The organism is Natronobacterium haloterrestre, assembly GCF_900112205.1.
In the GTDB taxonomy this organism is placed as follows: Archaea; Halobacteriota; Halobacteria; order Halobacteriales; family Natrialbaceae; genus Natronobacterium; species Natronobacterium haloterrestre.
This window is the reverse complement of the sequence record NZ_FOKW01000001.1, coordinates 665,629-686,300: the sequence shown is the minus strand read 5'-3', so window position 1 is coordinate 686,300 and position 20,672 is coordinate 665,629. Positions and strand designations below refer to the sequence as shown.

Genomic DNA, 20,672 nt, shown 5'->3' with positions numbered 1-20,672 from the left:
AACGGCCGCTGACGGGGGGAGAGTAGCCGAATACGGACGGCAGTCCGTCGCAAGCCCAACGCCTTTTCTTCGACTCCCGGTAGCCCCGCCCGGAATCACTATGACCGACGACACTGGCAAGGACGAGCACGGACGGGACGTCGAACTCGCGAAAGAACGGACAGACGAGGAAGACGAGGAGCACGAAGAGGAACTCACCGAGGAAGAGATGGAGGCCCGGGAGCGCGAGGACGAGGAGCAACGCCGTCAGGACATCGAACACAAGTCCGACCAGCGGGAGGCCGACGCCCTCGAGAACGTGAACCCGGACAACCATCGGGACGAGGAGCCGTACAACAGCTAGACGCATTGAGACGGTCGGACGATCGAGTCACGAAAATCGGATTGGAAGTCGATCCGCGAGCGCGCGAATCGGTGATCGGAAGCGGTACGAGCAGCCTTACGCTGCGGCCGGGGTCGGTGTGATAGCTCGTTCGAGTACCGTGTGGCTCCGGAGCAGGAGCACACCGAAGCCGACCTTCGCCGAGAGGTCGAGGATCATGAACGCGGCCGTCTCCCAGTACAGCGGGAGGATGCCGAACGTTCCTTCGGTGCCGAGGATCCAGACGACGGGGTAGAGCAGCCACAGCACGATGAGCAGGTTTCGCAGCGTGCTGAACAGCGAGGCTACCTCCGCGGACTGGTTTCGGGCACTCTTGGAGAGCGTCCCGACGAGGACGTACAGGAGCACGAGCAGGGCGCCGGTGCTGATGCCCCACCACGCGATGCGGGTGCCAGGGGTCGCCGCGAACGCCGCGATCGTGCCGGTCCCGATCATGAAGACGTCGAGACCGAGCAGCGTCGCGATCGTGTTGCGGTTCGCTCCGGCGAGCAGTGCGAGGTCGAGCAGCAGGAGCGGCGTCGTGAAGATCCAGTCGGCGTATCGCGCCCAGTAGATCGTAAGCGCGTCGTCGCCGACCGTCACTTCGGTGACGCCAAAACCCGTCGCCATCGCGAAGTACATCGCCGCCGCGATGGTCGTCACGAAGATCGTGATGATGTAGAACTGCTGCATCTTCGGGTCCCGGACGCCGCGTCCGCGACCGATGAAATAGAGCGTTCCGAGGGTCATCCCGATCGTCCCGACCCACAGCCACAGGGACTCTGGACCTACAGTTGCCATCGCAATTATCAGTAAGGATCGTCCCGATATCGCTCGATACTCTAACAGTGAAAAAATCCGTCTCAAGCGGTAACTCGCTCGATCTGGTCTGTTTTCGAGATCGGTCGGAGCTGCTATTTCCCCCCGTTCTCCCGCTCGACACCGAGATACCTCCCTCCAGTCCGGCGACCGATCGCGGACGCGTTACTCGAGGACTCGCCGTACGAGCGACTGCGCGTCGAACGGCACGTACTGTTTTCGGCGCCGATTCCGCGAGAGTTCGTCTGGCAGAGCGGGTTGTCGTTTCTCCTCGCGCTCGTCGTCCCGATCACCGCCACGTACCCCTCGTCGGTCCGGGCAGCGTTTCCCGCCGGCGACTTGCTGTGGTCGTCGCCGATCGTCATCTGCCGGCGTCGGTCCCGGTCGTCGCGGTCGGAACGGGAGCGGCCGTGACCGCGGAGATCGTCTTCCCGATCGGTCGATACCTCGCTCGCCGGCGAAGTAATCGAGCCACACTCGGAAAACCGTCGACGACGGTGGTGAGGGACCTCACTCTCGAGTCGAGATACCGGGAACGACGATCGTCGTGAGTCTCCCGTCGGCGTCGACGCCGACCCGTTCGCCCGGTAACACGGTGTCGATCGGCTCGCCGTCGGCGAGCAGACGGACGTCGCCCTCGTCACGTTCGACGCTGAGTACGAGGTCCGCGTGGGGGAGGACCCACCGGCGCGTCGCGGTCGTGAAGGGAGCGATCGGCGCGACGGCGACGGCGTCGATCGCCGGCGAGAGACGCGGGGCGTCCACCGCACTGGCGTAGCCGTGACTCCCCGCGGGCGTTGCGACGACGACCCCGTCGGCGCGAAACTGGGCGACGGCGTCGTCACGACTCTCGACTGCGTACTCGGAGATACGGGCCGGTTCGTCGGTGACGAGCGTTACGTCGAACAGCGCCCGCCTGCGGTCGTCCGTCCCGGGGCCGGCGACGCCGAGCAGCGGCCGCCGGCGCTGGATCGCGTCGCCGTCGGCAAGCGCCGTGAACGCGTCCGCGACGTCCGTCTCGGCCACCGATTCGATTCCCGGTACGGAACCCACGGGGAGTACGGGCACGTCCGACGCTCGCCGCGCGACGGCGATCAGCCCGGCCTCGCCGATCGCGACGAAGAGTGACGGATCCCCCGACAGGATCTCCGCGACGCTCTCCGCCGCGATCGAGCCCTCAAGATCGGGTACGGTCGCCTCGATCGTAGCGGCGATGTCGGTCCCGGACGGCGACGCGGCCTCCGACCCGGGATCGACGACGCCGACGATCGGCTCGTCGTCGGCGAGCCACGGGGCGGCATCCATGTACCCAAGTTCACACGGCCCAATCAAAAGCGTGCGGTTGTCCGCCACCGTCACGGCGTCGGTTCCGGAGATCGCCGGTTCCGATCGCCACCGCCCGGGGTGACAGCGTCACTCGTCGTACGGCCAGTCGCCGGTGATCCGCATCCCCTCGGCGAGGCCCTGGTCCTCGAGGTCGGCGGCGATCGCCTCGGGCTCGCGGGGTTCGACCGTCCGCTCGTCGCTCGCCAGATCGACGACGAGTCCGGTCAACAGGATTGCCTGCTCGCGAAGGTTGCGCTTCTCGAGTTTCTCGAGGGTGTCGGCGAAGGTATGGCCCCAGCCGCGGCCGACCTCGTCTGAGGTCGACTTGACGTGGTAGCCGGGAACGCCGTGCTGGACGAACGGCCAGTGGTCGCTGTGGGGCCCGAGTTTCGGGACCGTCTCGATCGGGTGATCGAACCGGTCGGCGACGGCCTCTACGGCGGACTCGAGTCCGTCGAACCCGTGGGTGGTCAGCGACAGCGTGCGGTCGCCGACGACCCCGTCGCTGTTGACGATCGCCTTGATCGCGTCGTGGTCCGCGACGTCGGCGTGGTACGCGGACCCGACCAGGCCGACCTCCTCCGCGCCGTAGGCGACGAACTCGACGCGGGTCTCGAGTTCGTCTTCCCGGCCCGCGAGGGCGTTCGCGAGTTCGACGACCATGGCCGTCCCTGCGCCGTTGTCCAGCGCCCCCTCGGCGATGTCGTGGGCGTCGACGTGGCTGGTCACGAGCACGCACTCGTCCGTGTCGGGGCCGAGTTCGGCGTGAACGTTCTGGCTCTCCGCCTCGTGGAGGTCCGCGTCGACCCGAACCTCGATCTCCTCGCCGTCGTAGCGGCGGGCCAGTCTGGCGCCGACCTCGCTCGAGACGCCGACGGCCGGAATCTCGCCGATCGGATCGTCTTCCGTCCCGACGCTGCCGGTCGGAGGGAGACAGCCCTCGACGTGGTTGCGGTAGACGAACGCGGCCGCGCCGTGCTCGACGGCGTGGTAGTACTTCTCCCGGCGATGGATGTAGCGCTCGTAGTAGTCGGGGATGTCGCTGCGAACCATCGCGACTTTCCCCTCGAGGTCGGCCGCCTCGAAGTCCTCGGGCAGGCCGTAGCCGAGGTCGACGAGCGGCGCGGTCGCCGCGTCGTCGGGACTGCGGGGCAGGGCGATACAGTCGAGGTCCGCCTCGCCCGCTCGGACCGCGCTGTCGCCCCGGGTCCAGCCCTGGATGTCGAACGTCTCGAGGCGTGCGTTCCGTGCGCCGGCGGCCTCGAGCGCGTCGCGAGTCAGTTCCGCGGCCTCGCGTTCGCCCTCGCTTCCGGCCATCCGGTTGCCGATGTCGACCAGTTCCTCGAGGTGGTTCCACCCGGCGTCGCTGGTGAAGCAGTCGCCGATCCAGTCGGTCATGCGGGATGGGTGGCACTGGGGTGTGGTAACTGTACCGCTTTTTCGATTCGAAATAGTATGCGGTTACGGCCCGCACTCGAGGTCGTCCGCGCGGGCGACGATCGTTACGGAAGTGCGAGGAGAAAGCCCGGCTTCAGGGCGGGGAGGATGTCAGTTGGTCACCTGCCTGAGTTCGAACAGGAATACCCAGATCCCCATCAGTACCCCCACCGGAACGACGATTCCGGCGACTTCCTCGTCGATCGGGAGTTGACCGACGTCCGTCAGCAGTTCGATCGACAGCGCCGAAAGCTCCCGGAATACCGCCGCGTGTTCCGAGACGACATCGGTGAGTATCGACCCCACGATCAGCGTCGCCATCGCGGCGAATCCGTGGACCATCCCCTTGATATGTGGCATTGGTTGACATTCGCTTCGAACGACTGGAGGAAATAGTTTGTGACCGGCGAACGGGACAACGATGCGCGTTCCGGCTTTCCATCGCCTTCTCGTTCAACTCGTCCCACTCGGTCAATACGTCTCACTCGGTCAACTCGTTCAACACGTCTCACTTGACGATGACGACGACGGCAACAGTCACACGAAACTGAGAATCTTTTTTACCCCGGTTGCTCTCGAGGGGAGTATGCGGGAGACGCTTGCCGAGTGGCGGCCGGCGATCGACGAAGCCATCGCGGACATCGTCCCGCGGGAGATCGACGCCGAGTACCTCGAGTCGTTCTTCGGCGAGCCGACCTACGAATACGACCCGGAGGGGATCCAGCGTGCGCTTGCCGATCCGCTCTGGGAACTGCTCGATCGGGGCGGCAAACGGTGGCGAGCCGTACTCTTTCTCGTCTTCGTCGAGGGGTTCGGGGAGGACCCGGCGGAGTACCTGCCCTACGCCTGTATTCCGGAGATCCTTCACAACGGCACGATCATCGTCGACGACGTCGAGGACGAGGCGTCGATACGGCGCGGCGAGCCCGCGTTACACCACCTCTACGGCCAGGACATCGCGCTGAACGCCGGCAACGCGATGTACTTCTTGCCGCTGAAGATCGTCACCGAGAACCCGGCCGGCGTGTCGGCCGAACAGCGCCTGGCCGCCTACGAGATGCTGATGGACGAACTCAACCGGACCCATCTCGGGCAGGGGATGGACATCCGGTGGCACAACCAGGGTGAGGTTCACGTGACGGCCGAACAGTACCTCGAGATGTGTGCGTGCAAGACGGGCTGTCTCGGGCGGATCGTCGCCCGACTGGCCGCGATTATCACGGACCAGTCGGCAGAGATCGAGGAGGCCGTCGCCAGGTACGCCGAACTGACGGCGGTCGCCTTCCAGATCGGCGACGACATCCTGGACGTCGAGAACTCCCTGGGTCGTGCGGGGGACTTCGGCAAAGAGTTCGGGAACGACGTCCGCGAGGGGAAAAAGACCCTGCTCGTGATCCACGCCCTGGAGGAGAGTGCTCCGAAAACAGCCGCCCGGCTCTCCGAGATCCTGGGGGCCGACGAGAACACCGACGAGGAAGTGCTCGAGGCGTTATCGATCCTCGAGGAGGCCGGTAGCATCGAGTACGCCCGCGACCGGGCGCTCGAACTCGCCGCCCGGGCCCGCGAGGAACTCGAGGCGGTCGAGTTCGACGACGAGACGGACCGCAAACTCCGGGAGTTTACGGAGTTCGTGATCGAGCGGGACGTCTGACTCGGGGCCGACTTTCCCTTTCGTTCCCTTTCGTTCCCTTCCGGTCCAACCCACGTCACTACGTACGGAGTTGCTCCTCGGTGATATCGAGTTCGTCGAACGCCCAGTCGGGGTGGACGAGGTTCGTCGGCGTCCCCGAGAGGCCGTCGCGGCTGACCACCTCGAACGTCCGGTTGCGGGCGTCGGGGGTGAACGGCGCGGCAGCCATGATCCGCGCGACGTCGGCCCGCGGGATCGAGCCCGACACGGAGTCGCCGCCCTCACCGACGAGGACGTCGCCACGCGGCGGCGCGTTCGTGAGCCGACCCGGACGGACGATCGTGTACTCGAGGCCCGACCGCCGGAGGACGGCCTCGGCGTCCTGTTTCGCGCGGAGCGAGCCACGGATGAGCAACCGCGCGGGCAGGGACAGTCCGGCCTTCGATCGGCCGACGCCGATCGCGCTCTCGTAGACGACGTACGACACCCCTTCGCTCAGGGCGGCCGTGACGAGGTTGCTGACGCCGGTTCGGTCGATCAGCCGGCCGCCGACGGTGTGGCGGTAGCTCGGCGGCGTGCCAAGCGCACAGTAGACGACGTCACAGTCACGAACGGCTTCGACGACGTCTCGCGGTTCGAAGAAATCGGCGACGACCACCTCGTCGGCCCCGTGACGCTCGAGCGTCTCGACGTTCGCGTGCGAGCGGGTCGTCCCGCGGACGATCGGCTCGGTGGGACGCAGGACCGACAGCAGTTCGGTCCCGGTGCCCCCGCTCGCGCCGGCGATGAGTACGCGGTCGACGTCATCCGGGTTGTCGGGGGAGTCGGACTCGGTCACGGTCGCGGATCCTGTCATCGAACGGCGTACTATACGCGGACGGATAACTATGTAGTCAGCGCTTCCGACAGGTCCCGAGCTCCCGCCTACTCGTCCGACTGTAGCCGCTTCGTCGTCTGGACCAGCGGGTGGCGCGCGTAGTCGACGACCTCGATGTCGTCGATTCGCTCCAGGTTTTCTTTCTCGGCCGTTCTCGCCATCCCCAGGTCGATCTCGTGGTCGATGACGATGACGTAGGCGTCCATCTCGTCGATACCGATCCGGTCGGCCGCCAGCACCCGGTGGTGGCCGTCCGCGAGCAACAGCGTCCCGCCGTTGTCGATGACCACAAGCGGTTCGGCCAGCCCTCGCTCGAGTTCGTAGCGTCGCCCCTCGAGTTCGTCGGCATACACCTTCCCCTGTGTCGGCGTGAGGTCGGCCAGCGACACGGTTCGGCGCTCCTGTGCGAGGTCGATGTCGTGGATCTGCTCTAGGGTACGCAGCAGTTTGCCGACCTTCTCGGGCGTGGCTCGTTCGATCTGGCTTCGGATGACGTCGGCGTTCGAGATGATGCCCACGAGGTTACCGGCGTCGTCGACGACCGGCAGTTTCTGGATCCCGGACCGGAGGATGACGCGGGCGGCGTCGGTCACTTTCATCTCGGGGTGGGCGACCAGCAGGTCCGTCGTCATCACCTTGAAGATCGGCTCGTCGTCGTCGGCCAGCAGCAGGTCGCGGGCGCTGACGAACCCCTCGACGCGACGGCGCTCGCAGACTGGGAACCCGTTGTGCTCGTTGCTCTCGGCGATCCGCGTCGCGACGGTTTCGACTGTCGCGTCGGGGGATACCGTCGCCACGTCCCGCGTCATGTACTCCTCGACCTGGGGTTTCCGCCGGTCCGACGCAACCTCCATAGCCGACGATAACCGGTCCGTGCGCAAAAATACTGCGTACTGAATCGTTCCTCACGTACCGAATCGACCCTTTTCCGTCCGTCACTCCCCGTCAGAGTCCGTCGTCTCGTCCTCGTACCGTCCCGAACCCGGGGCCGGACTCGAGTCCGTCCGCCCCGACGCGGCCGACGCGTCGACTCCGGTCTCGCCTACGTCGCTGCCCTCCGAGACGGTAAACAGCCACTCGCTGGTCCGATCGTAGGCCCCCGCGGGGACGCCCGGCCTGGTCCGGATCGCCTCGAAAAATCGATTGGTGATCACTTCCTCGGCGACGCTGACGATCGACTCCGCCTCGTCCTCGTCGTCGACCTGTCCCAGGACCCCCACCTCGAGTTGTGCGCCGGCCATGTCGGCGTGGCCGCCGGCGCTCCCGATCCGGTCGAACGCGTCCCGGAGCGTCTCGCCCAGGTCGACGTCGTTCGCCCGGGAACGCGCGGAGAGAAACGCCATCTCGTCGCGAAAGCCGAAGACGAGCGTCGTCTCGATCCCCTCCATCGCGAGCAACTGGTCTGCCGCCTGCGGGAGCGCGTCGCGATCCGAGAGACGGCCGACGCTTGCTACCGCCACCGAATCCCGCTGTTCGCGGTTCTTGATCGCGCGAGCGATCGTCTCGAGAGTGTCGCCCTCGATCGTCGGCTGCTCGATCTGGCGCAGGACGGACGTGTCTGCGTGGGGCTGAAGCGTCGAGGCCGCACGGAAGTCCGCCGGCGCGACCTCCCGCGAGAAGTCGTTGGTGTCGACGCGAATGCCGTACAAAAGCGCCGTCGCCGTCCGCGTGTCGAACGGCAACCCGAACCGATCGACGTACTCGGTCAGGACGGTACTGGTCGCGCCGACCCCCTCCCGCAGGTCGACGAACCGGCCGGGTACCGGCCCGCGCGGCGGGTGATGGTCGATGACGATGTCGACGTCGAGGTCCTCCGGCAGGCCGTCGTTGACGCCCGGGCGGGAGTGATCGACCAGCGCGAACGCCGCGTATTCCTCGAGCGGGGCGTCGGACGCGAGGTTCCGAAGGTCGAGGTCGAGCAGGTTGACCATCGCCCGGTTCTCCTGGTGGGAGATGTCGCCGAAGTAGCAGGCGTCGGCCTCGACGCCGACCGACTCGGCGATATCGACGAGCGCGGTCGCGCTCGCGATGGCGTCCGGATCCGGGTTGTCGTGGGTGACGACGGCGAGGCGACCGTCTACGGAGTCGAGCAGCCGCCGGAGTTCGATCGCCGCCTCCGCGGTCGTCGTCGCCGCCGACTCGAGCACCGTCTCGACGATCGGCGAGTCGGCGTCGACGATCCGGTCCGCGTGCCCGCCGAAGGTCGTCCGGTCGGTCAGCGTGGAGTTCCCGCCGAGGTAGGCGACGATCTCGACCTCTGGGAACCGGTCGCGGGCGGTCTCGACGGCGTCGCGGTTGACGTCCGTCCGGTCGCTGCCGACGAACAGGAGGTCCGGCGTCTCGACGTTCTCGATGGTGGAGGGGGCTGCCGGATCGGCGTGTCGTGCTGGAATGCTCTCGTCGCGGAGGGTCTCGACGAGCGCCTCGTCGTCGGTGATGACCAGCAGCCGGTCGTCGCCGTCGCCGCGCTCGGCCAGGCGTTCGACGACCTGGCGACCGACGGTCCCGCACCCGAGGACGAGCCGGAAAACCATTTATCCCGGGTTGTCAGTCCGGCGGGGAAAAGTTACCGGTCGATCGGCCGGCGCTCGAGGGTCGTAGTTCGGTCGACGGCGAACGTGGATGCGTGGAACGGAACGGAACGGAACAGAACGGAACAGAACGGAACGGGAAAACGGTTATTCGACTCGAGTGGGCCCGCCGATCAGATCACGGCGGCCGCGGCGTCGATCGCCGTCTCGGAGACCGGCCCGAACGCGGGCAGCAGGACGACCGTCATCACGGCCGCGAAGACGATCGCCGCGTAGAGGCCGGTCGGCTGTGCCAGCGTGTCCCGATCGACGACCGACTCCTCGATCCAGACCGCTTTGACCAGCCGCGAGTAGTAGTACAGCGAGAGGGCGCTGTTGACCACCAGCGCGGCCGCGACCAGCAGCATGGACGTGGTGCCGACGCTGATCGCGCCGGTGAACAGGAAGTACTTGCTCCAGAACCCACCCAGCGGCGGGATGCCGGCCAGGCTGAACAGGAAGATCCCGAGCGCGAAACAGGCGACCGGTGCCTGGTTCGCGAGCCCGTTGTAATCCTCGAAGGTGCGACCGACGCCCCAGTACTCGGCCAGGGCGACGAACAGGAACGCACCCGTGTTCATGAAGCCGTAGACCAGCAGGTGCATCATCGCCGCGCCCATCACGAGCTCGCCGCCGTCGACGGTCAGCCCGGCGAGGCCGATCAGGGCGTAGCCGGCGTGGCCGATCGACGAGTAGGCGAGCATCCGCTTGACCTTGTCCTGGGTAGCCGCGGCGAAGTTCCCGACCGTCATCGTGACGATCGCGAGGATGACGAACGCGAGCGTCCAGTCGAGCCCGATGAGTTCGCCCGTGACCTCGAGCGGGAACGCCGTCGTGAACACGCGGAACGCGATCACGAAGCCGGCGGCCTTCGAGGCCGACGACAGGAACGCGCTGATCGGGGCCGGCGCGCCCTCGTAGGCCTCGGGCGCCCAGAAGTGGAACGGCACGCTCGCGGTCTTGAACGCGAACCCGCCGATCAGCATCAGGATGCCGAGTCCCAGCAGGCCGCCGAAGCCGTCCGCGACGTCCTCCTCGAGCGCCACGGCGATGGCATCCAGTTGCAGGTGGCCGGTCGCGCCGTAGACCAGCGACACCCCGTAGACGAAGATCGCCGACGACAGCGCGCCGATCAGGAAGTACTTCAGGCCGGCCTCGACGCTGCCGCGGTTGTCCTTCAGGATCGCCACCAGGGCGTAGGACGGCAGGCTCGTCAACTCGAGCGCGATGAAGATCGTCACGAGGCTGTTGGCGGCTGCCATCGTGGACATCCCGGTGGCGGCCAGGATCAGCAGCGAGTAGTACTCGGCCTGGTAGGTGTGGTCCGCCATGTAGTCGTAGCTGGCGACCGACACCAGGGCGGTGACGACCGCGACGACGATCATGAAGTACAGCGCCATCGCGTCGACGACGAACTGGCCGTCGAACAGGTCGATGACGCCGAGCCCGTCGATACCGCCCTGCCCGACGCCGGCGGCGATGAACCAGACCGCGACGGCCAGCGAGGCCAGCGCCCCGGTCGCCGAGACGCCGGCCAGCAGGGCGCGGTTGGCGGACCGCGGCGAGATGCTGTCGACGACGAACAGCGCGAGCGCCGTCGCCGCCAGGATCAGCGCGGGTGCGAGTCCCGTCCAGCCGGGGAGATCGAACACCGCCATTACACCTCACCTCCGATGATCGGATCGACTGCGTCGGTTATCATCTCGAATATCAGTTCGGGGGCCACGCCGAGCAGGATGATCAGTCCAAGCAGCACGAACATCGGGGCGACGTCGTGCAGCGGGGCGCGGCCGACCTCGTAGTCGGTTTCGAGCCGGTACGGTCCGAAGACGGTCCGCTGGAGCGCGAACAGCAGGTAGCCCGCGACGATGACGATGCCAAACATCGCCGCCGCGGTAAACAGCGGCGCGTACTCGAGTAGCTGGGAGTGGAACGAGCCGAAGAAGATGGTGAACTCGCCGTAGAAGCCGCTCATCAGCGGCAGTCCCATGTAGCCGAACGCGCCGGCCACGAGGATGCCGACCGCGACGGGCATCCGATCGGCGAGCCCGGACATGTCGGTGACCATCCGGGTGTGGGTCGCGTTGTAGATGACGCCGACCGCCATGAACATCAGTCCGGAGATCAGGCCGTGAGACACCATCTGGAAGGTCGCGCCGCCGACCCCGAACTGGGTGTAGGCGATCAGGCCGAGGATGACGTAGCCCATCGACGACACCGAGGAGTAGGCGACGATCCGCTTGAGGTCCGTTTGCGCGAGCGCGAGCATCGCGCCGTAGATGACGCTGATGACCGCGATGGCCGCGATCGGCACCGAGTACGCGGCGACCTGGTCCGGGAACATGGTGAAGTTGAACCGGAGCAGGGCGTAGGTCCCCATCTTCAGCAGGACGCCGGCCAGCAGCACCGACGCGGGCGTCGGCGCTTCGACGTGGGCGTCCGGCAGCCACGTGTGGAACGGGACGACGGGCACCTTCACCGCGAACCCGAGGAACATCGCGACGAAGACGATCGACGCCAGGGTCGAGCCGGCGACGCCGAACAGCGCCTCCGGACCGCCCGCGAGCATCGCCGCCGCGATCTCGGGCAGCGCGAAGGTGGTGACCTCGGGCAGGGCGAACACCAGGGCGATGAACGCACCGAACATCAGCAGCGAGGCCACGTTCGTGTAGACGAAGAACTTGATCGCCGCGTACTTCCGGCGCGGACCGCCCCAGACGCCGATCAGCAGGTACATCGGGATCAGCACCGCTTCCCAGAAGATGAACCAGACGAAGAAGTCGAGCGCCGCGAAGACGCCGATCAGGTTCGCCTCGATGAAGAGGACGAGCCCGTAGAACTGGGACTCGCGTTCGTCGATCGGCGTCCACGAACTCACGATCGCGAGCGTACAGAGGACGGTCGTCAGGACGACCAGCGGCATGCTGATGCCGTCGAGTCCGACGAACCACGAGATCGTGTACTCGCTCAGTTCGAGCCACTCGTACTGGGACTCGTAGGCGAGGTCGCCCTCGAGCAGGGCGTTCCCGACGCCGTCGAACGCCGAGAACATCCACAGGCTCAGCGCGGCGGGCACCAGGCTGATCGCGAAGGCCAGTTTCCCCGCGACGCGATTCGGCGCGACGAAGGTGACCAGTGCACCGACCAGTGCGACCGCGATGAGCGCTTCGATCATCATAGGAACCACCCCCCGATGAAGCCGAGGACGAGAAGCAAGGCGATGAACCCGGCCACGAGCAGGGCCGCGTAGTTCGTCACGATACCGGTCTGGATCCGCTTGACCCGGTCGCCGCCAAACAGGCTGGCGGTCGAGACGCCGTTGACGACGCCGTCGATCACCGTCTGGTCGAACCGGTCGGCGGCTCGAGCCAGCGGCAGCGTCAGTCCCTCGGCGAGCCAGACCTGGTACTCGTCCTGGTAGTAGTTGCTGCGCAGGACGTCGTACGCGCCGCCGAGTTTCGCCGTGTGTCGGGTCGGTTCCGGCACGTTGTACAGCACGTGTGCGGTGACCGCGCCGGCCACCGCCAGGCCCAGCGACAGGCCAGCACCGAGCAGCATGGTGACCGTCTCGGAGCTAATGTACCCTTCCTCGAACGCCACCAGTTCGTGGTAGTCGTGGTAGGTCAGCCCCTCCACGTAGCCGTACTCGCCGTCGAGCCAGAACTCGAGGTACGTGATGTCCATCCCGGTCAGCTTCGCGACAGGTGCGAGGTTCGCGACGCCGGCGAGCAGCGCGAGCGCACCCAGCACGACGAGCGGGAACTTGATCGACCAGCCGACCGAGTGTGGGTTCTCGGCGGTGTCGGTCCGGGGTTCGCCGTGGAAGGTCAGGAAGACCATCCGGAACGTGTAGAAGCCGGTGAAGAACACGGCGAGCAGGCCCATCGCGTAGGCCGCGAGGATCACGGGCTGTTCCAGGCCGACGATCAGGGCGTCGTACAGCACCTCGTCCTTCGACCAGAAGCCGGAGAACGGGACGATGCCCGCCAGCGCCAGCGCGCCCGCGAGGAACGTCCAGTAAGTGACGGGTGCCTTGTCCTTCAGGCCGCCCATCTTCCACATGTCCTGTTCGTGGTGCATGAGGACGATGACGGAGCCCGCACCCAGGAACAGGAGCGCCTTGAAGAAGGCGTGGTTCATCAGGTGGAAGACGCCGGCGACGTAGCCGCCGACGCCCATGCCGAGCATCATGTAGCCGTACTGGCTGATCGTCGAGTACGCCAGCACCTGCTTGATGTCGTCCTTGACGACGCCCATCGTCGCCGCGAACAGCGCGGTGAACCCGCCGACGAACGCGATGATCGACAGCGCGGTCGGGGACTGGGCGTAGTAGCCGAACATCCGGGCGACGAGGTAGACCCCGGCCGCGACCATCGTCGCCGCGTGGATGAGCGCGGAGACGGTCGTCGGGCCCTCCATCGCGTCCGGAAGCCAGGTGTGCAGCGGGAACTGCGCGGACTTGCCGATGACCCCGCCGAGCACGAGGAGACCGGTAATCGTTACCCAGGTCTCGGGTCCGAATCCGAACAGCGTCGTTCCGTCGGCGATGGCCGTTTCGGCGGCCGCGACGAACGACTCCTCGCCGGCGAACTGCAGCGTGCCGAACGTGGACGCGATCGCGACGACCCCGATCAGGAAGAAGTAGTCACCGAAGCGGGTGACCAGAAACGCCTTCTTCGCCGCCGAGGGCGCGCTGCGGGTCCGGAACCAGAACCCGATCAGCAGGAACGAACATAGGCCCACGAGCTCGAAGAACATGAACGCCATCAGCAGATTGTCCGCGAGCACGAACGAGAGCATGCTGAAGGTAAAGAGGCCGAGCCCGGCGTAGTACCGCGGAAGCCCGGTCTCTCCCTCGCCGTTCATGTACCCGAGGCTGAAGACGTGGACGAGGAACGCGACGAGCGAGACGATCACGAGCATCAGCGCCGACAGCGGATCGATCAGTATGCCGAAAGTAAACTCGATCCCGTCGGCACCGACCTCGGTCAGCGCGTCGCCGACCGCCCACTCGTAGATCGTCCCGTGATACACTTCGCCGCTCGCGACGGCCACGAGCATCACCACGGACAGCAGTAACGAGCCTGCCGTCGCGAGGATGCCCGCCAGCGCCCCCTTCTTCGGCATGTACTTGCCGAACGCGAGGGCGACAACGAAGGCCACGAGCGGGAACGCCGCGATCGCTGGAGCGTAACTGAATGCACCTTCCATCTTACCACCTCATCGTCGTCGGTACCGTGACGTCGACGTCACGGAAGTTGCGGTACAGCACCAGGATGATCCCGAGTCCGACGGCGACCTCGGCGGCAGCCAGCGCCATGGTGAACAGGGCGAACACCTGGCCGGTGAGGTTGCCGTGATAGAACGCGAACGCGATCAGGTTGATGTTCGCCGCGTTCAGCATGAGTTCGACGGACATCAGGAACATCAGTGCGTTACGACGCGTCAGGATGCCGAAGAGGCCGATACAGAACAGCCCCATCGACAGGAGGACGTAGTACTCGACCCCGGCGGCGACGCTCATCGCGTCTCACCTCCGGACTCGGCGGCCTCGTCGCCGCCGTCGGTAACCGCCGTCCGGTCACCGGTTCCGGTCTCGGCCGTCGCGGCGGCGCCAGCACCGGCACCCGTATCCTGACTCGAGAGCGCTGCGACCGGTTCGCCCTCTTCCTCGCGCTTTGCCAGCACGATCGAGGCGTCGAGCGCGGCGTCGAGCGTCAGCGCGATCAGCAGGAACGCCGCGAGGAACGTCTCGGTTTCGGGAATCGCCATCGCTCCGGACTGGAGCGCCCCGAGATCGAACAGCGCGTAGCCGATCTCGGAGGTGATCGAGATGCCCTCCGGGAAGCCGACCGCGCCGTCGCCGGCCCCGAACGGCGTGTTCAGGACGATCAGTCCCATCAGTCCGAAGAGGGCGACGGCGAGCACTCCCGGAACGAGCGTTTTCCCCGTTCGGATCTCCGGTCCGGTCGTCATGGTCCCATCACCTCGTCGGAACTGGTACTCGTGTCGGTCGCGTGCAGATCCTCGTCCTGCTCACGCTGGGTGAGCATCACCGCGAAGGTGACGAGGATGAGCACGCCGCCAACGTAGACGAGCACCTGCATCATGGCGACGAACTCCGCGGCAAGCATGACGTAGTGGATCGCGACCGAAAGCAGCGCTACGCCAAGCATGAGCGCCGAGTGCCAGGGGTCTTTCAACAGGACGACCCCGGCGGCACTGGCGAGGGTCACGAACGCGAACAGCGCGAACGCGATTGTCTCTAGCATTGTTACTGGTAGTCGACCTCCCCTTCACCCTCGCCGATCCACGCGCCCCGGTCGGGTTCGCGCGACTCGAGCGGGTCGATGTCCTTGTACCACGGGACCGACTTCAACTGCTCTTTGTTGTAGACGAAATCGTGTTTCGTGTCGGCGGTGAACTCGAAGTTCTGGGTGAGCAGGATCGCGTCGGTCGGGCACACCTCCTCGCAGAGTCGGCAGTAGACACACTGGCCGATGTGGAGGTTGTACTGTTCCCCGTTGCGCTGGTCGTCCATGACGATCTGGATGGTGTCGTTCGGACAGACGTTCTCGCACTGTCGACACCAGATGCACCGCTCCTGACTCCACTTGTGGACGCCACGGAACCGCGGCGAGACGTCGGGAGCGGTTTTCGGATACTCCACCGTGAAGGTGGAGCCGTCCAGCGCGTGTTTCATCGTCGTTGCCATTGATTTGAGTAGTCCGATCATTGAATCACCCCGACGATTGCTGCGGTCAGGAAGAGGTTAGCGAACGAAAGGACCAGCAGGCCCTTCCACCCGATTTCGATGAGTTGGTCGATTCGAACCCGCGGGATCGCCGAGCGGAGCCACTGGGTCAGCAGGAACACCGCCCAGATCTTGATGATGAACCAGACGATCTCCGGCAGGACGGGCCCGGCGGGACCGCCGAGGAAGATCGTCGTGATGATCGCACCTCCGAGGAAGATGTGGAGGAACTCGCCGAGATAGACCAGCACGAAGTAGACCGAGGAGTACTCGGTCTGGTACCCCGCGATGAGTTCCGCCGGCGCCTCCGGCATGTCGAACGGGTTCCGGCCGACCTCGGCGAAGTTCGCGATCAGGAACAGCACGAACGCGAACGGGTTGACGAGCGCGTACCACGCGGGGATCGCCACGCCGGCGATCGTAATCAGCGGCTCGCTCTGTGCGGCGACGATCTCGCTCATCCGCAGCGAACCCGCGAAGAGCACGACCGACATCCCGGTCACGACGAGCGGGATCTCGTAGGCGATGTTCTGTGCGACCGCCCGTAGTCCACCGAGCATCGAGTACTTGTTCCCCGACGCGTAGCCGGCCATCATCAGGCCGATCGACGCGATTCCCGCGACGGCGAAGACGTAGACCAGACCGACCTCGGGGTCGGCGAGGTGAACGCCGTTGCCCATCGGGATCACGGCAAACCCCAGGAGCGCCGAACCGGCGATGACGATCGGCGCGAGGTCGTAGGCCGGTCGGTCCGCGTTCTCGGGGATGATGTTCTCCTTCGAGAGCAGGCGGACCGAGTCGGCGACGATGATCAGGATGCCGCCGGGACCGAGGTGGTTGACCGCGATCCGGTCCGTGAACGCGGCCGTGATCTTTCGCTTCGCCCAGGGGCCTGCGACGCCGGTCATCGCGAGCATCAGGTTACCGACGATGAACGCGGCGATAAACGTCGCAAGCAGTTCGCCGGCGAGCCCGAACTCCGCCAGTCCGGTCAGTTCGCCGATTCGCTCGGGAAGCAGGACGGTATCGCTCTGGAGTGGTGTCGCCGCGTTCATCGATCCACCTCCCCGAGCACGATGTCTAGGCTACCCAGCGACGCGACCAGATCCGGAATGTACTCGCCCTCGGCCATCTCGCCGAGCGCCTGCAGGTTCGAGAAACACGGACTGCGGATCTTGAACCGGCCGGGCTTGTCGGTGCCGTCCGACCGGATGTAGATCCCGAGTTCGCCCTTGGCCGCCTCGACCGCGCGGTAGGTCTCGGCGTCGGCGTCCGGCTTCAGGGTGCGGGGCACGTTGGCCTGCACCTCGCGGTCGTCCTCGGGCCAGTCCTCGAGCAGGTCGAGACACTGCTGGATGATCTTGGCCGACTCCTCGACCTCCTCCATGCGGGTGAGGACGCGCGCGTAGTTGTCACAGCCGTCCCGGGTGACGACGTCCCAGTCGAGGTTCTCGTAGTAGCCGTAGGGGTCGTCCCGACGGAGGTCGTAGTCGACGCCGGAGCCGCGGGCGACGGGGCCCGTACAGCCGTAGTCCTTGGCCACCTCGGGTTCGAGGACACCGGTGTCGATACACCGGGTCTGGAAGATCTCGTTCGAGGTGACCATGTCGTTGTATTCGGCGACCTTCGCCGGGAGTTCGTCGAGGAAGTCCCGTGTCTTCTCGAAGAACTCCTCGCGGGGTTCGGGCAGGTCCCAGGCGACCCCGCCGACGCGGAAGTAGTTGAACATCATCCGCTGGCCCGTCAGGTCCTCGAGGATGTCCTGGACGACCTCGCGGTCGCGGAACGTGTACTGGAAGATGGCGGTGAACTCGCCGTAGACGTCCAGCGCGAACGTCCCCAGCGCGAGCATGTGCGAGGCGATCCGACAGAGTTCCGCGCCCATCGTCCGGATCACCTGAGCGTACTCGGGGACTTCGATGTCGGCGAGGTCCTCGATCGCCCGCGCGTAGGACCACTCGTTTAGCAGCCCCGAGGAGACGTAGTCCCAGCGGTCGGGGTAGGGCATGATCTGGTGGCGGTAGGTCCCCTGCTGGCACATCTGCTCCTCGCAGCGATGGAGGTAACCGATGTCCGGTTCCACGTCGACGACCGTCTCGCCGTCCAGTACCGTCTCGACGTGGAGCACGCCGTGTGTCGCGGGGTGGTGAGGACCGATGTTGAGGAACATCGTGTCCGATTCCCCGCCCGACTCCCGGTGGTCGCTCTCGAGCGGGTTCGCGTGCTCGGAAAGGGTCACCACCTGGGGCTTCTCCTGGTCGTAGCCTTTCGAGAGCGGGTGACCCTGCCAGGTTTCCGGCAGCAGGATGCGACGCAGGTCCGGGTGGTCGGCGTACTCGATGCCGACGAGGTCGTAGGCCTCGCGTTCGTGCCAGTCGGCGGTACGGAACACCGGTTCGGCGCTCTCGCTGACCGGATCGTCGCTGGCGGTCGGCACGACGACGCTGACCTCGTCGCTCGCGTCGGCGTACTTCTTGAGGTGGTAGATCGACTCGTACCGGTCCTCGTACTCCTGTGCGGTGACAGACGAGAGGTGGTCGTAGCCGGCGCGTTCCTTGAGATCCGAGAGGACGCTCTGGACCTCGTCCGGATTGACGACGAACCCCGGCGCGTTCATGTGATCGTCGCGGGCGATCGCGCGATCACCGATCAGCGCCTCGAGTTCGTCTTCGGTGAGCGTCTCTCCGTCTGCCGGCGTCTGCTCTATTCCCGTACTCATGGCGAATCAGCCCAGTTGTACCGCATGACGAGGTCGTCTTCGTCGATCTCGTCGGCCAGTTTCTGGACCAGTTCGTCCTCCGGCAGGTCCCCGAACTGCTCGAGTTCGTAGGGTTTGACGACGACCGGCGAGGACTCACCGTTCTGGATCCGCTCTTGCAGTTTGAGGATCCCGTAGATGAGCGCCTCCGGTCGCGGGGGACAGCCCGGGACGTGAATGTCGATCGGGATGATCTCCTCGGCGCCTTTGACGACGTTGTACCCTTCCTGGAAGGGGCCGCCGGAGATCGTACACGAGCCCATCCCGACGACGAACTTGGGTTCGGGCATCTGGTCGTAGACCCGCTTCATTCGGGGGCCGAACTTCGAGACGATCGTCCCGGGGACGATCATGACGTCGGCCTGCCGCGGGGAGGCACGCGGGACCCCCGCACCGTAGCGGTCGACGTCGTGTTTGATCGCGTAGGTGTGGATCATCTCGATGCTGCAGCAGGCGATCCCGAACTGCAGCATGAACATCGAGTTCCCCCGCACCCAGTTCATGAATTCGTCGAACTTCGTGAGGATGAACGGCGATGCGCCGAAGGCCTCACGGAGCTTCGAATTGAAGCGGTCGTCGACGCCCTCTCCGATTCGGGAATCGCGGGTGTCCGTCGACGGCGCTGTGCTGTCGTGTATCGTTTGCCGTGGTCGTGTTTCTGGTTCGTCGCTACTCATGATCTATCACCGGTCGCTCTCCACCTGACGAGGTGTCTGTGCCCACTGTACTGCGCCGTTGCGCCAGGCCCACGCGAGTCCGACGAGCAGGATGACAACGAACGCGACCATCGGCCCGAGGATCTCGGTCAGCGAGACGGCATCCGACTCGACCGCATCCAGGTACACCACCGCCCACGGGAACAGCAGGACGGTCTCGATATCGAAGACGAGGAACAGAAGCGCAACCATGTAGTACTGGATGTTAAAGCGGACGCGCGTTCCGCCGGTCGGAACCTCGCCACTCTCGTAGGTGGCACGTTTGTTCGTTTCGGGTACACTCGGCCGTAGCAGGTACGACACCGCCATCATCCCCAGCGGTATCAACAGTCCCACGAGCGCGAGCGCCCCGATCGCTATCCAGTCGTTCATCTCCGTAACGTTCGGAGGTTCAGACCGCACGCATATAAGGGTTCATTGTTCGTTTTCCGGCCCGTGACGTGCCAAGCGACGGGTTCGCGGGGTGTCCTCGCCTGAACAATCACGTCATACTATGTATCGAAGCTGAAATACTGAATAAAATCCGATTGGGGCCGAGAACCGTCCGTACTCCTGCTTCCGATTTCCCGGAGGGCCGCGAGTTCGCCCGCCGGGAATCATCGACTGGAGGCAAACCCCGGGCGGCGATCACCGATTATCGATTCCGAAACGCCGCCCCAGCGCCGACCGGCGATCACTGCTCACCGCGACGGTCGCGGAACGCCGGCGTTCCCTCGTCGTGGAGTTCCCGGGAAACGGAACCGACGCCCTCCCGAAGCCCCTCGTGGTAGTCGACCAGTCGCTCTCGTACCTCCTCGTGTCGTCGCGCGAGAATCTGGGCGGCCGACAGCGCCGCGTTGAACGACTTGCCCGCGTCGACGGCGACCAGCGGCGCGCCCGTCGGCATCCCGATGACGCTGTCGACGGACTTCTCCTGGACCGGCACGCCGATCACCGGCAACGGGTACGCGATCGACGCGGTCATGTTCGGCAGGTCCGCGGACTTCCCGCCTGCGCCCGCGATGATTACCTCGAGGCCCCGATCCTCGGCCGTCTCGGCGTAGGCAGTCATCAGGTCGGGGGTGCGATGGGCGGACGTCACGTAGGTCTCGAACGTGAACCGCTCCGCGGGCGGGTCCTCGTAGTCGGTCTGTTCGGCGAATCCGAGTTCGTCGACGAACGCGTCGTAGGCCCCGCGACGACGGCCGCCGGTCATCATCGTCTCGAGGTCCGAGTCGCTGCCCATCACGATCCCGACGTCGGGGGTTTCCTCGTCGGGTCGATCCGCCGTGGCCTCCTCGTGGAGTCGGTCGATCAGGTCGTCGACTGCCGGTGCGGTCATACGCGCGGGTTCCGTTCCGGAGGCAATGAAAGGTGGTGATTCGGACCGTTTCAGTACCGTTCCGGGCGTCGGCTGTAGGGCCGAATCGAACCGTACCGCCGGA

General features: G+C 65.8%; 21 protein-coding genes and 1 pseudogene. 3 read left to right on the top strand and 19 right to left on the bottom strand.

What is annotated here, in order from left to right; translation table 11 throughout:
- Window positions 1-100 precede the first annotated feature (100 nt).
- Entirely contained in the window at window positions 101-343 is a 243-nt protein-coding gene (locus BM113_RS03245; RefSeq protein ID WP_089785275.1) for a hypothetical protein, read from the top strand.
- A 96-nt stretch (window positions 344-439) separates the two neighbouring features.
- On the opposite strand, the gene BM113_RS03240 is transcribed toward BM113_RS03245, so the two are convergent.
- Window positions 440-1,162: a bacteriorhodopsin gene (locus BM113_RS03240; protein ID WP_089785273.1), complete on the bottom strand. Its 723-nt coding sequence runs from the start codon at window positions 1,160-1,162 to the stop codon at window positions 440-442.
- A 171-nt stretch (window positions 1,163-1,333) separates the two neighbouring features.
- Here BM113_RS03240 and BM113_RS22565 point away from each other — a divergent pair.
- Window positions 1,334-1,546: pseudogene (locus BM113_RS22565) on the top strand (hypothetical protein); the annotation flags it as partial.
- A 144-nt stretch (window positions 1,547-1,690) separates the two neighbouring features.
- On the opposite strand, the gene BM113_RS03230 reads toward BM113_RS22565, so the two are convergent.
- From BM113_RS03230 to BM113_RS03220, 3 genes are all read right to left on the bottom strand, one after another.
- The gene (locus BM113_RS03230; RefSeq protein WP_089785269.1) at window positions 1,691-2,485 is read right to left on the bottom strand and encodes an NAD(+)/NADH kinase; all 795 of its coding nucleotides are present in this window, start codon (window positions 2,483-2,485) and stop codon (window positions 1,691-1,693) included.
- Between the two features lie 108 nt (window positions 2,486-2,593).
- Window positions 2,594-3,904, bottom strand: coding sequence for a M28 family peptidase (locus BM113_RS03225; protein ID WP_089785267.1), 1,311 nt, complete (start codon window positions 3,902-3,904; stop codon window positions 2,594-2,596).
- Window positions 3,905-4,054: 150 nt separating this feature from the next.
- Window positions 4,055-4,303 (bottom strand): hypothetical protein, encoded by a 249-nt coding sequence (locus BM113_RS03220; protein WP_089785265.1) that lies wholly within the window; start codon window positions 4,301-4,303, stop codon window positions 4,055-4,057.
- Between the two features lie 226 nt (window positions 4,304-4,529).
- On the opposite strand from BM113_RS03220, the gene BM113_RS03215 reads away from it, so the two are divergent.
- A complete protein-coding gene (locus tag BM113_RS03215) occupies window positions 4,530-5,594 on the top strand; it encodes a polyprenyl synthetase family protein (RefSeq protein ID WP_089785264.1) in 1,065 nt (354 codons plus the stop codon).
- A 58-nt stretch (window positions 5,595-5,652) separates the two neighbouring features.
- On the opposite strand, the gene BM113_RS03210 is transcribed toward BM113_RS03215, so the two are convergent.
- The 15 genes from BM113_RS03210 to BM113_RS03140 all read right to left on the bottom strand — a co-directional run bounded on the left by BM113_RS03210 (window position 5,653) and on the right by BM113_RS03140 (window position 20,569).
- The gene (locus BM113_RS03210; RefSeq protein WP_089785262.1) at window positions 5,653-6,429 is read right to left on the bottom strand and encodes an SDR family oxidoreductase; all 777 of its coding nucleotides are present in this window, start codon (window positions 6,427-6,429) and stop codon (window positions 5,653-5,655) included.
- A gap of 68 nt (window positions 6,430-6,497) precedes the next feature.
- Window positions 6,498-7,304, bottom strand: a complete 807-nt coding sequence (locus tag BM113_RS03205; protein WP_089785260.1) for a CBS domain-containing protein — start codon at window positions 7,302-7,304, stop codon at window positions 6,498-6,500.
- Window positions 7,305-7,385: 81 nt separating this feature from the next.
- On the bottom strand, window positions 7,386-8,927 hold the full coding sequence (locus BM113_RS03200) for a DHH family phosphoesterase (protein WP_449406643.1): 1,542 nt from the start codon (window positions 8,925-8,927) through the stop codon (window positions 7,386-7,388).
- Between the two features lie 227 nt (window positions 8,928-9,154).
- Window positions 9,155-10,678 (bottom strand): NADH-quinone oxidoreductase subunit N, encoded by a 1,524-nt coding sequence (locus tag BM113_RS03195; RefSeq protein WP_089785256.1) that lies wholly within the window; start codon window positions 10,676-10,678, stop codon window positions 9,155-9,157.
- Window positions 10,678-12,198 (bottom strand): complex I subunit 4 family protein, encoded by a 1,521-nt coding sequence (locus BM113_RS03190; protein WP_089785254.1) that lies wholly within the window; start codon window positions 12,196-12,198, stop codon window positions 10,678-10,680. The genes BM113_RS03195 and BM113_RS03190 overlap by 1 nt, the downstream gene beginning before the upstream one ends.
- The gene (gene nuoL / locus BM113_RS03185) at window positions 12,195-14,231 is read right to left on the bottom strand and encodes an NADH-quinone oxidoreductase subunit L (RefSeq protein ID WP_089785252.1); all 2,037 of its coding nucleotides are present in this window, start codon (window positions 14,229-14,231) and stop codon (window positions 12,195-12,197) included. Before nuoL ends, BM113_RS03190 begins: the two co-directional genes overlap by 4 nt.
- 1 nt (window position 14,232) lies before the next feature.
- Window positions 14,233-14,544: an NADH-quinone oxidoreductase subunit NuoK gene (gene nuoK / locus BM113_RS03180; protein ID WP_007140441.1), complete on the bottom strand. Its 312-nt coding sequence runs from the start codon at window positions 14,542-14,544 to the stop codon at window positions 14,233-14,235.
- A complete protein-coding gene (locus BM113_RS03175; protein ID WP_089785250.1) occupies window positions 14,541-14,996 on the bottom strand; it encodes a hypothetical protein in 456 nt (151 codons plus the stop codon). The genes nuoK and BM113_RS03175 overlap by 4 nt, the downstream gene beginning before the upstream one ends.
- On the bottom strand, window positions 14,993-15,292 hold the full coding sequence (locus BM113_RS03170; protein WP_089785249.1) for an NADH-quinone oxidoreductase subunit J: 300 nt from the start codon (window positions 15,290-15,292) through the stop codon (window positions 14,993-14,995). Before BM113_RS03170 ends, BM113_RS03175 begins: the two co-directional genes overlap by 4 nt.
- A gap of 2 nt (window positions 15,293-15,294) precedes the next feature.
- Entirely contained in the window at window positions 15,295-15,756 is a 462-nt protein-coding gene (locus BM113_RS03165; RefSeq protein ID WP_007140438.1) for a NuoI/complex I 23 kDa subunit family protein, read from the bottom strand.
- Window positions 15,753-16,829, bottom strand: coding sequence for a complex I subunit 1/NuoH family protein (locus tag BM113_RS03160; protein ID WP_089785247.1), 1,077 nt, complete (start codon window positions 16,827-16,829; stop codon window positions 15,753-15,755). The genes BM113_RS03165 and BM113_RS03160 overlap by 4 nt, the downstream gene beginning before the upstream one ends.
- Window positions 16,826-18,493, bottom strand: a complete 1,668-nt coding sequence (locus tag BM113_RS03155) for an NADH-quinone oxidoreductase subunit D (protein ID WP_089785246.1) — start codon at window positions 18,491-18,493, stop codon at window positions 16,826-16,828. The genes BM113_RS03160 and BM113_RS03155 overlap by 4 nt, the downstream gene beginning before the upstream one ends.
- Complete coding sequence (locus BM113_RS03150; RefSeq protein WP_089785244.1) at window positions 18,490-19,209, bottom strand: NADH-quinone oxidoreductase subunit B; 720 nt, start codon at window positions 19,207-19,209, stop codon at window positions 18,490-18,492. The genes BM113_RS03155 and BM113_RS03150 overlap by 4 nt, the downstream gene beginning before the upstream one ends.
- Before the next feature lie 6 nt (window positions 19,210-19,215).
- Window positions 19,216-19,620, bottom strand: a complete 405-nt coding sequence (locus BM113_RS03145) for an NADH-quinone oxidoreductase subunit A (protein ID WP_089785241.1) — start codon at window positions 19,618-19,620, stop codon at window positions 19,216-19,218.
- A 301-nt stretch (window positions 19,621-19,921) separates the two neighbouring features.
- On the bottom strand, window positions 19,922-20,569 hold the full coding sequence (locus BM113_RS03140; RefSeq protein ID WP_089785240.1) for an AIR carboxylase family protein: 648 nt from the start codon (window positions 20,567-20,569) through the stop codon (window positions 19,922-19,924).
- Window positions 20,570-20,672 lie beyond the last annotated feature (103 nt).

Excerpts from the sequence above, each read along its gene's own strand:
- BM113_RS03245 (WP_089785275.1), top strand. The coding sequence starts at position 101 with ATGACCGACGACACTGGCAAGGACGAGCACGGACGGGACGTCGAACTC.
- BM113_RS03240 (WP_089785273.1), bottom strand. The coding sequence starts at position 1,162 with ATGGCAACTGTAGGTCCAGAGTCCCTGTGGCTGTGGGTCGGGACGATC.
- BM113_RS03230 (WP_089785269.1), bottom strand. The coding sequence starts at position 2,485 with ATGGATGCCGCCCCGTGGCTCGCCGACGACGAGCCGATCGTCGGCGTC.
- BM113_RS03225 (WP_089785267.1), bottom strand. The coding sequence starts at position 3,904 with ATGACCGACTGGATCGGCGACTGCTTCACCAGCGACGCCGGGTGGAAC.
- BM113_RS03220 (WP_089785265.1), bottom strand. The coding sequence starts at position 4,303 with ATGCCACATATCAAGGGGATGGTCCACGGATTCGCCGCGATGGCGACG.
- BM113_RS03215 (WP_089785264.1), top strand. The coding sequence starts at position 4,530 with ATGCGGGAGACGCTTGCCGAGTGGCGGCCGGCGATCGACGAAGCCATC.
- BM113_RS03210 (WP_089785262.1), bottom strand. The coding sequence starts at position 6,429 with ATGACAGGATCCGCGACCGTGACCGAGTCCGACTCCCCCGACAACCCG.
- BM113_RS03205 (WP_089785260.1), bottom strand. The coding sequence starts at position 7,304 with ATGGAGGTTGCGTCGGACCGGCGGAAACCCCAGGTCGAGGAGTACATG.
- BM113_RS03195 (WP_089785256.1), bottom strand. The coding sequence starts at position 10,678 with ATGGCGGTGTTCGATCTCCCCGGCTGGACGGGACTCGCACCCGCGCTG.
- BM113_RS03190 (WP_089785254.1), bottom strand. The coding sequence starts at position 12,198 with ATGATGATCGAAGCGCTCATCGCGGTCGCACTGGTCGGTGCACTGGTC.
- nuoL (WP_089785252.1), bottom strand. The coding sequence starts at position 14,231 with ATGGAAGGTGCATTCAGTTACGCTCCAGCGATCGCGGCGTTCCCGCTC.
- nuoK (WP_007140441.1), bottom strand. The coding sequence starts at position 14,544 with ATGAGCGTCGCCGCCGGGGTCGAGTACTACGTCCTCCTGTCGATGGGG.
- BM113_RS03175 (WP_089785250.1), bottom strand. The coding sequence starts at position 14,996 with ATGACGACCGGACCGGAGATCCGAACGGGGAAAACGCTCGTTCCGGGA.
- BM113_RS03170 (WP_089785249.1), bottom strand. The coding sequence starts at position 15,292 with ATGCTAGAGACAATCGCGTTCGCGCTGTTCGCGTTCGTGACCCTCGCC.
- BM113_RS03165 (WP_007140438.1), bottom strand. The coding sequence starts at position 15,756 with ATGATCGGACTACTCAAATCAATGGCAACGACGATGAAACACGCGCTG.
- BM113_RS03160 (WP_089785247.1), bottom strand. The coding sequence starts at position 16,829 with ATGAACGCGGCGACACCACTCCAGAGCGATACCGTCCTGCTTCCCGAG.
- BM113_RS03155 (WP_089785246.1), bottom strand. The coding sequence starts at position 18,493 with ATGAGTACGGGAATAGAGCAGACGCCGGCAGACGGAGAGACGCTCACC.
- BM113_RS03150 (WP_089785244.1), bottom strand. The coding sequence starts at position 19,209 with ATGAGTAGCGACGAACCAGAAACACGACCACGGCAAACGATACACGAC.
- BM113_RS03145 (WP_089785241.1), bottom strand. The coding sequence starts at position 19,620 with ATGAACGACTGGATAGCGATCGGGGCGCTCGCGCTCGTGGGACTGTTG.
- BM113_RS03140 (WP_089785240.1), bottom strand. The coding sequence starts at position 20,569 with ATGACCGCACCGGCAGTCGACGACCTGATCGACCGACTCCACGAGGAG.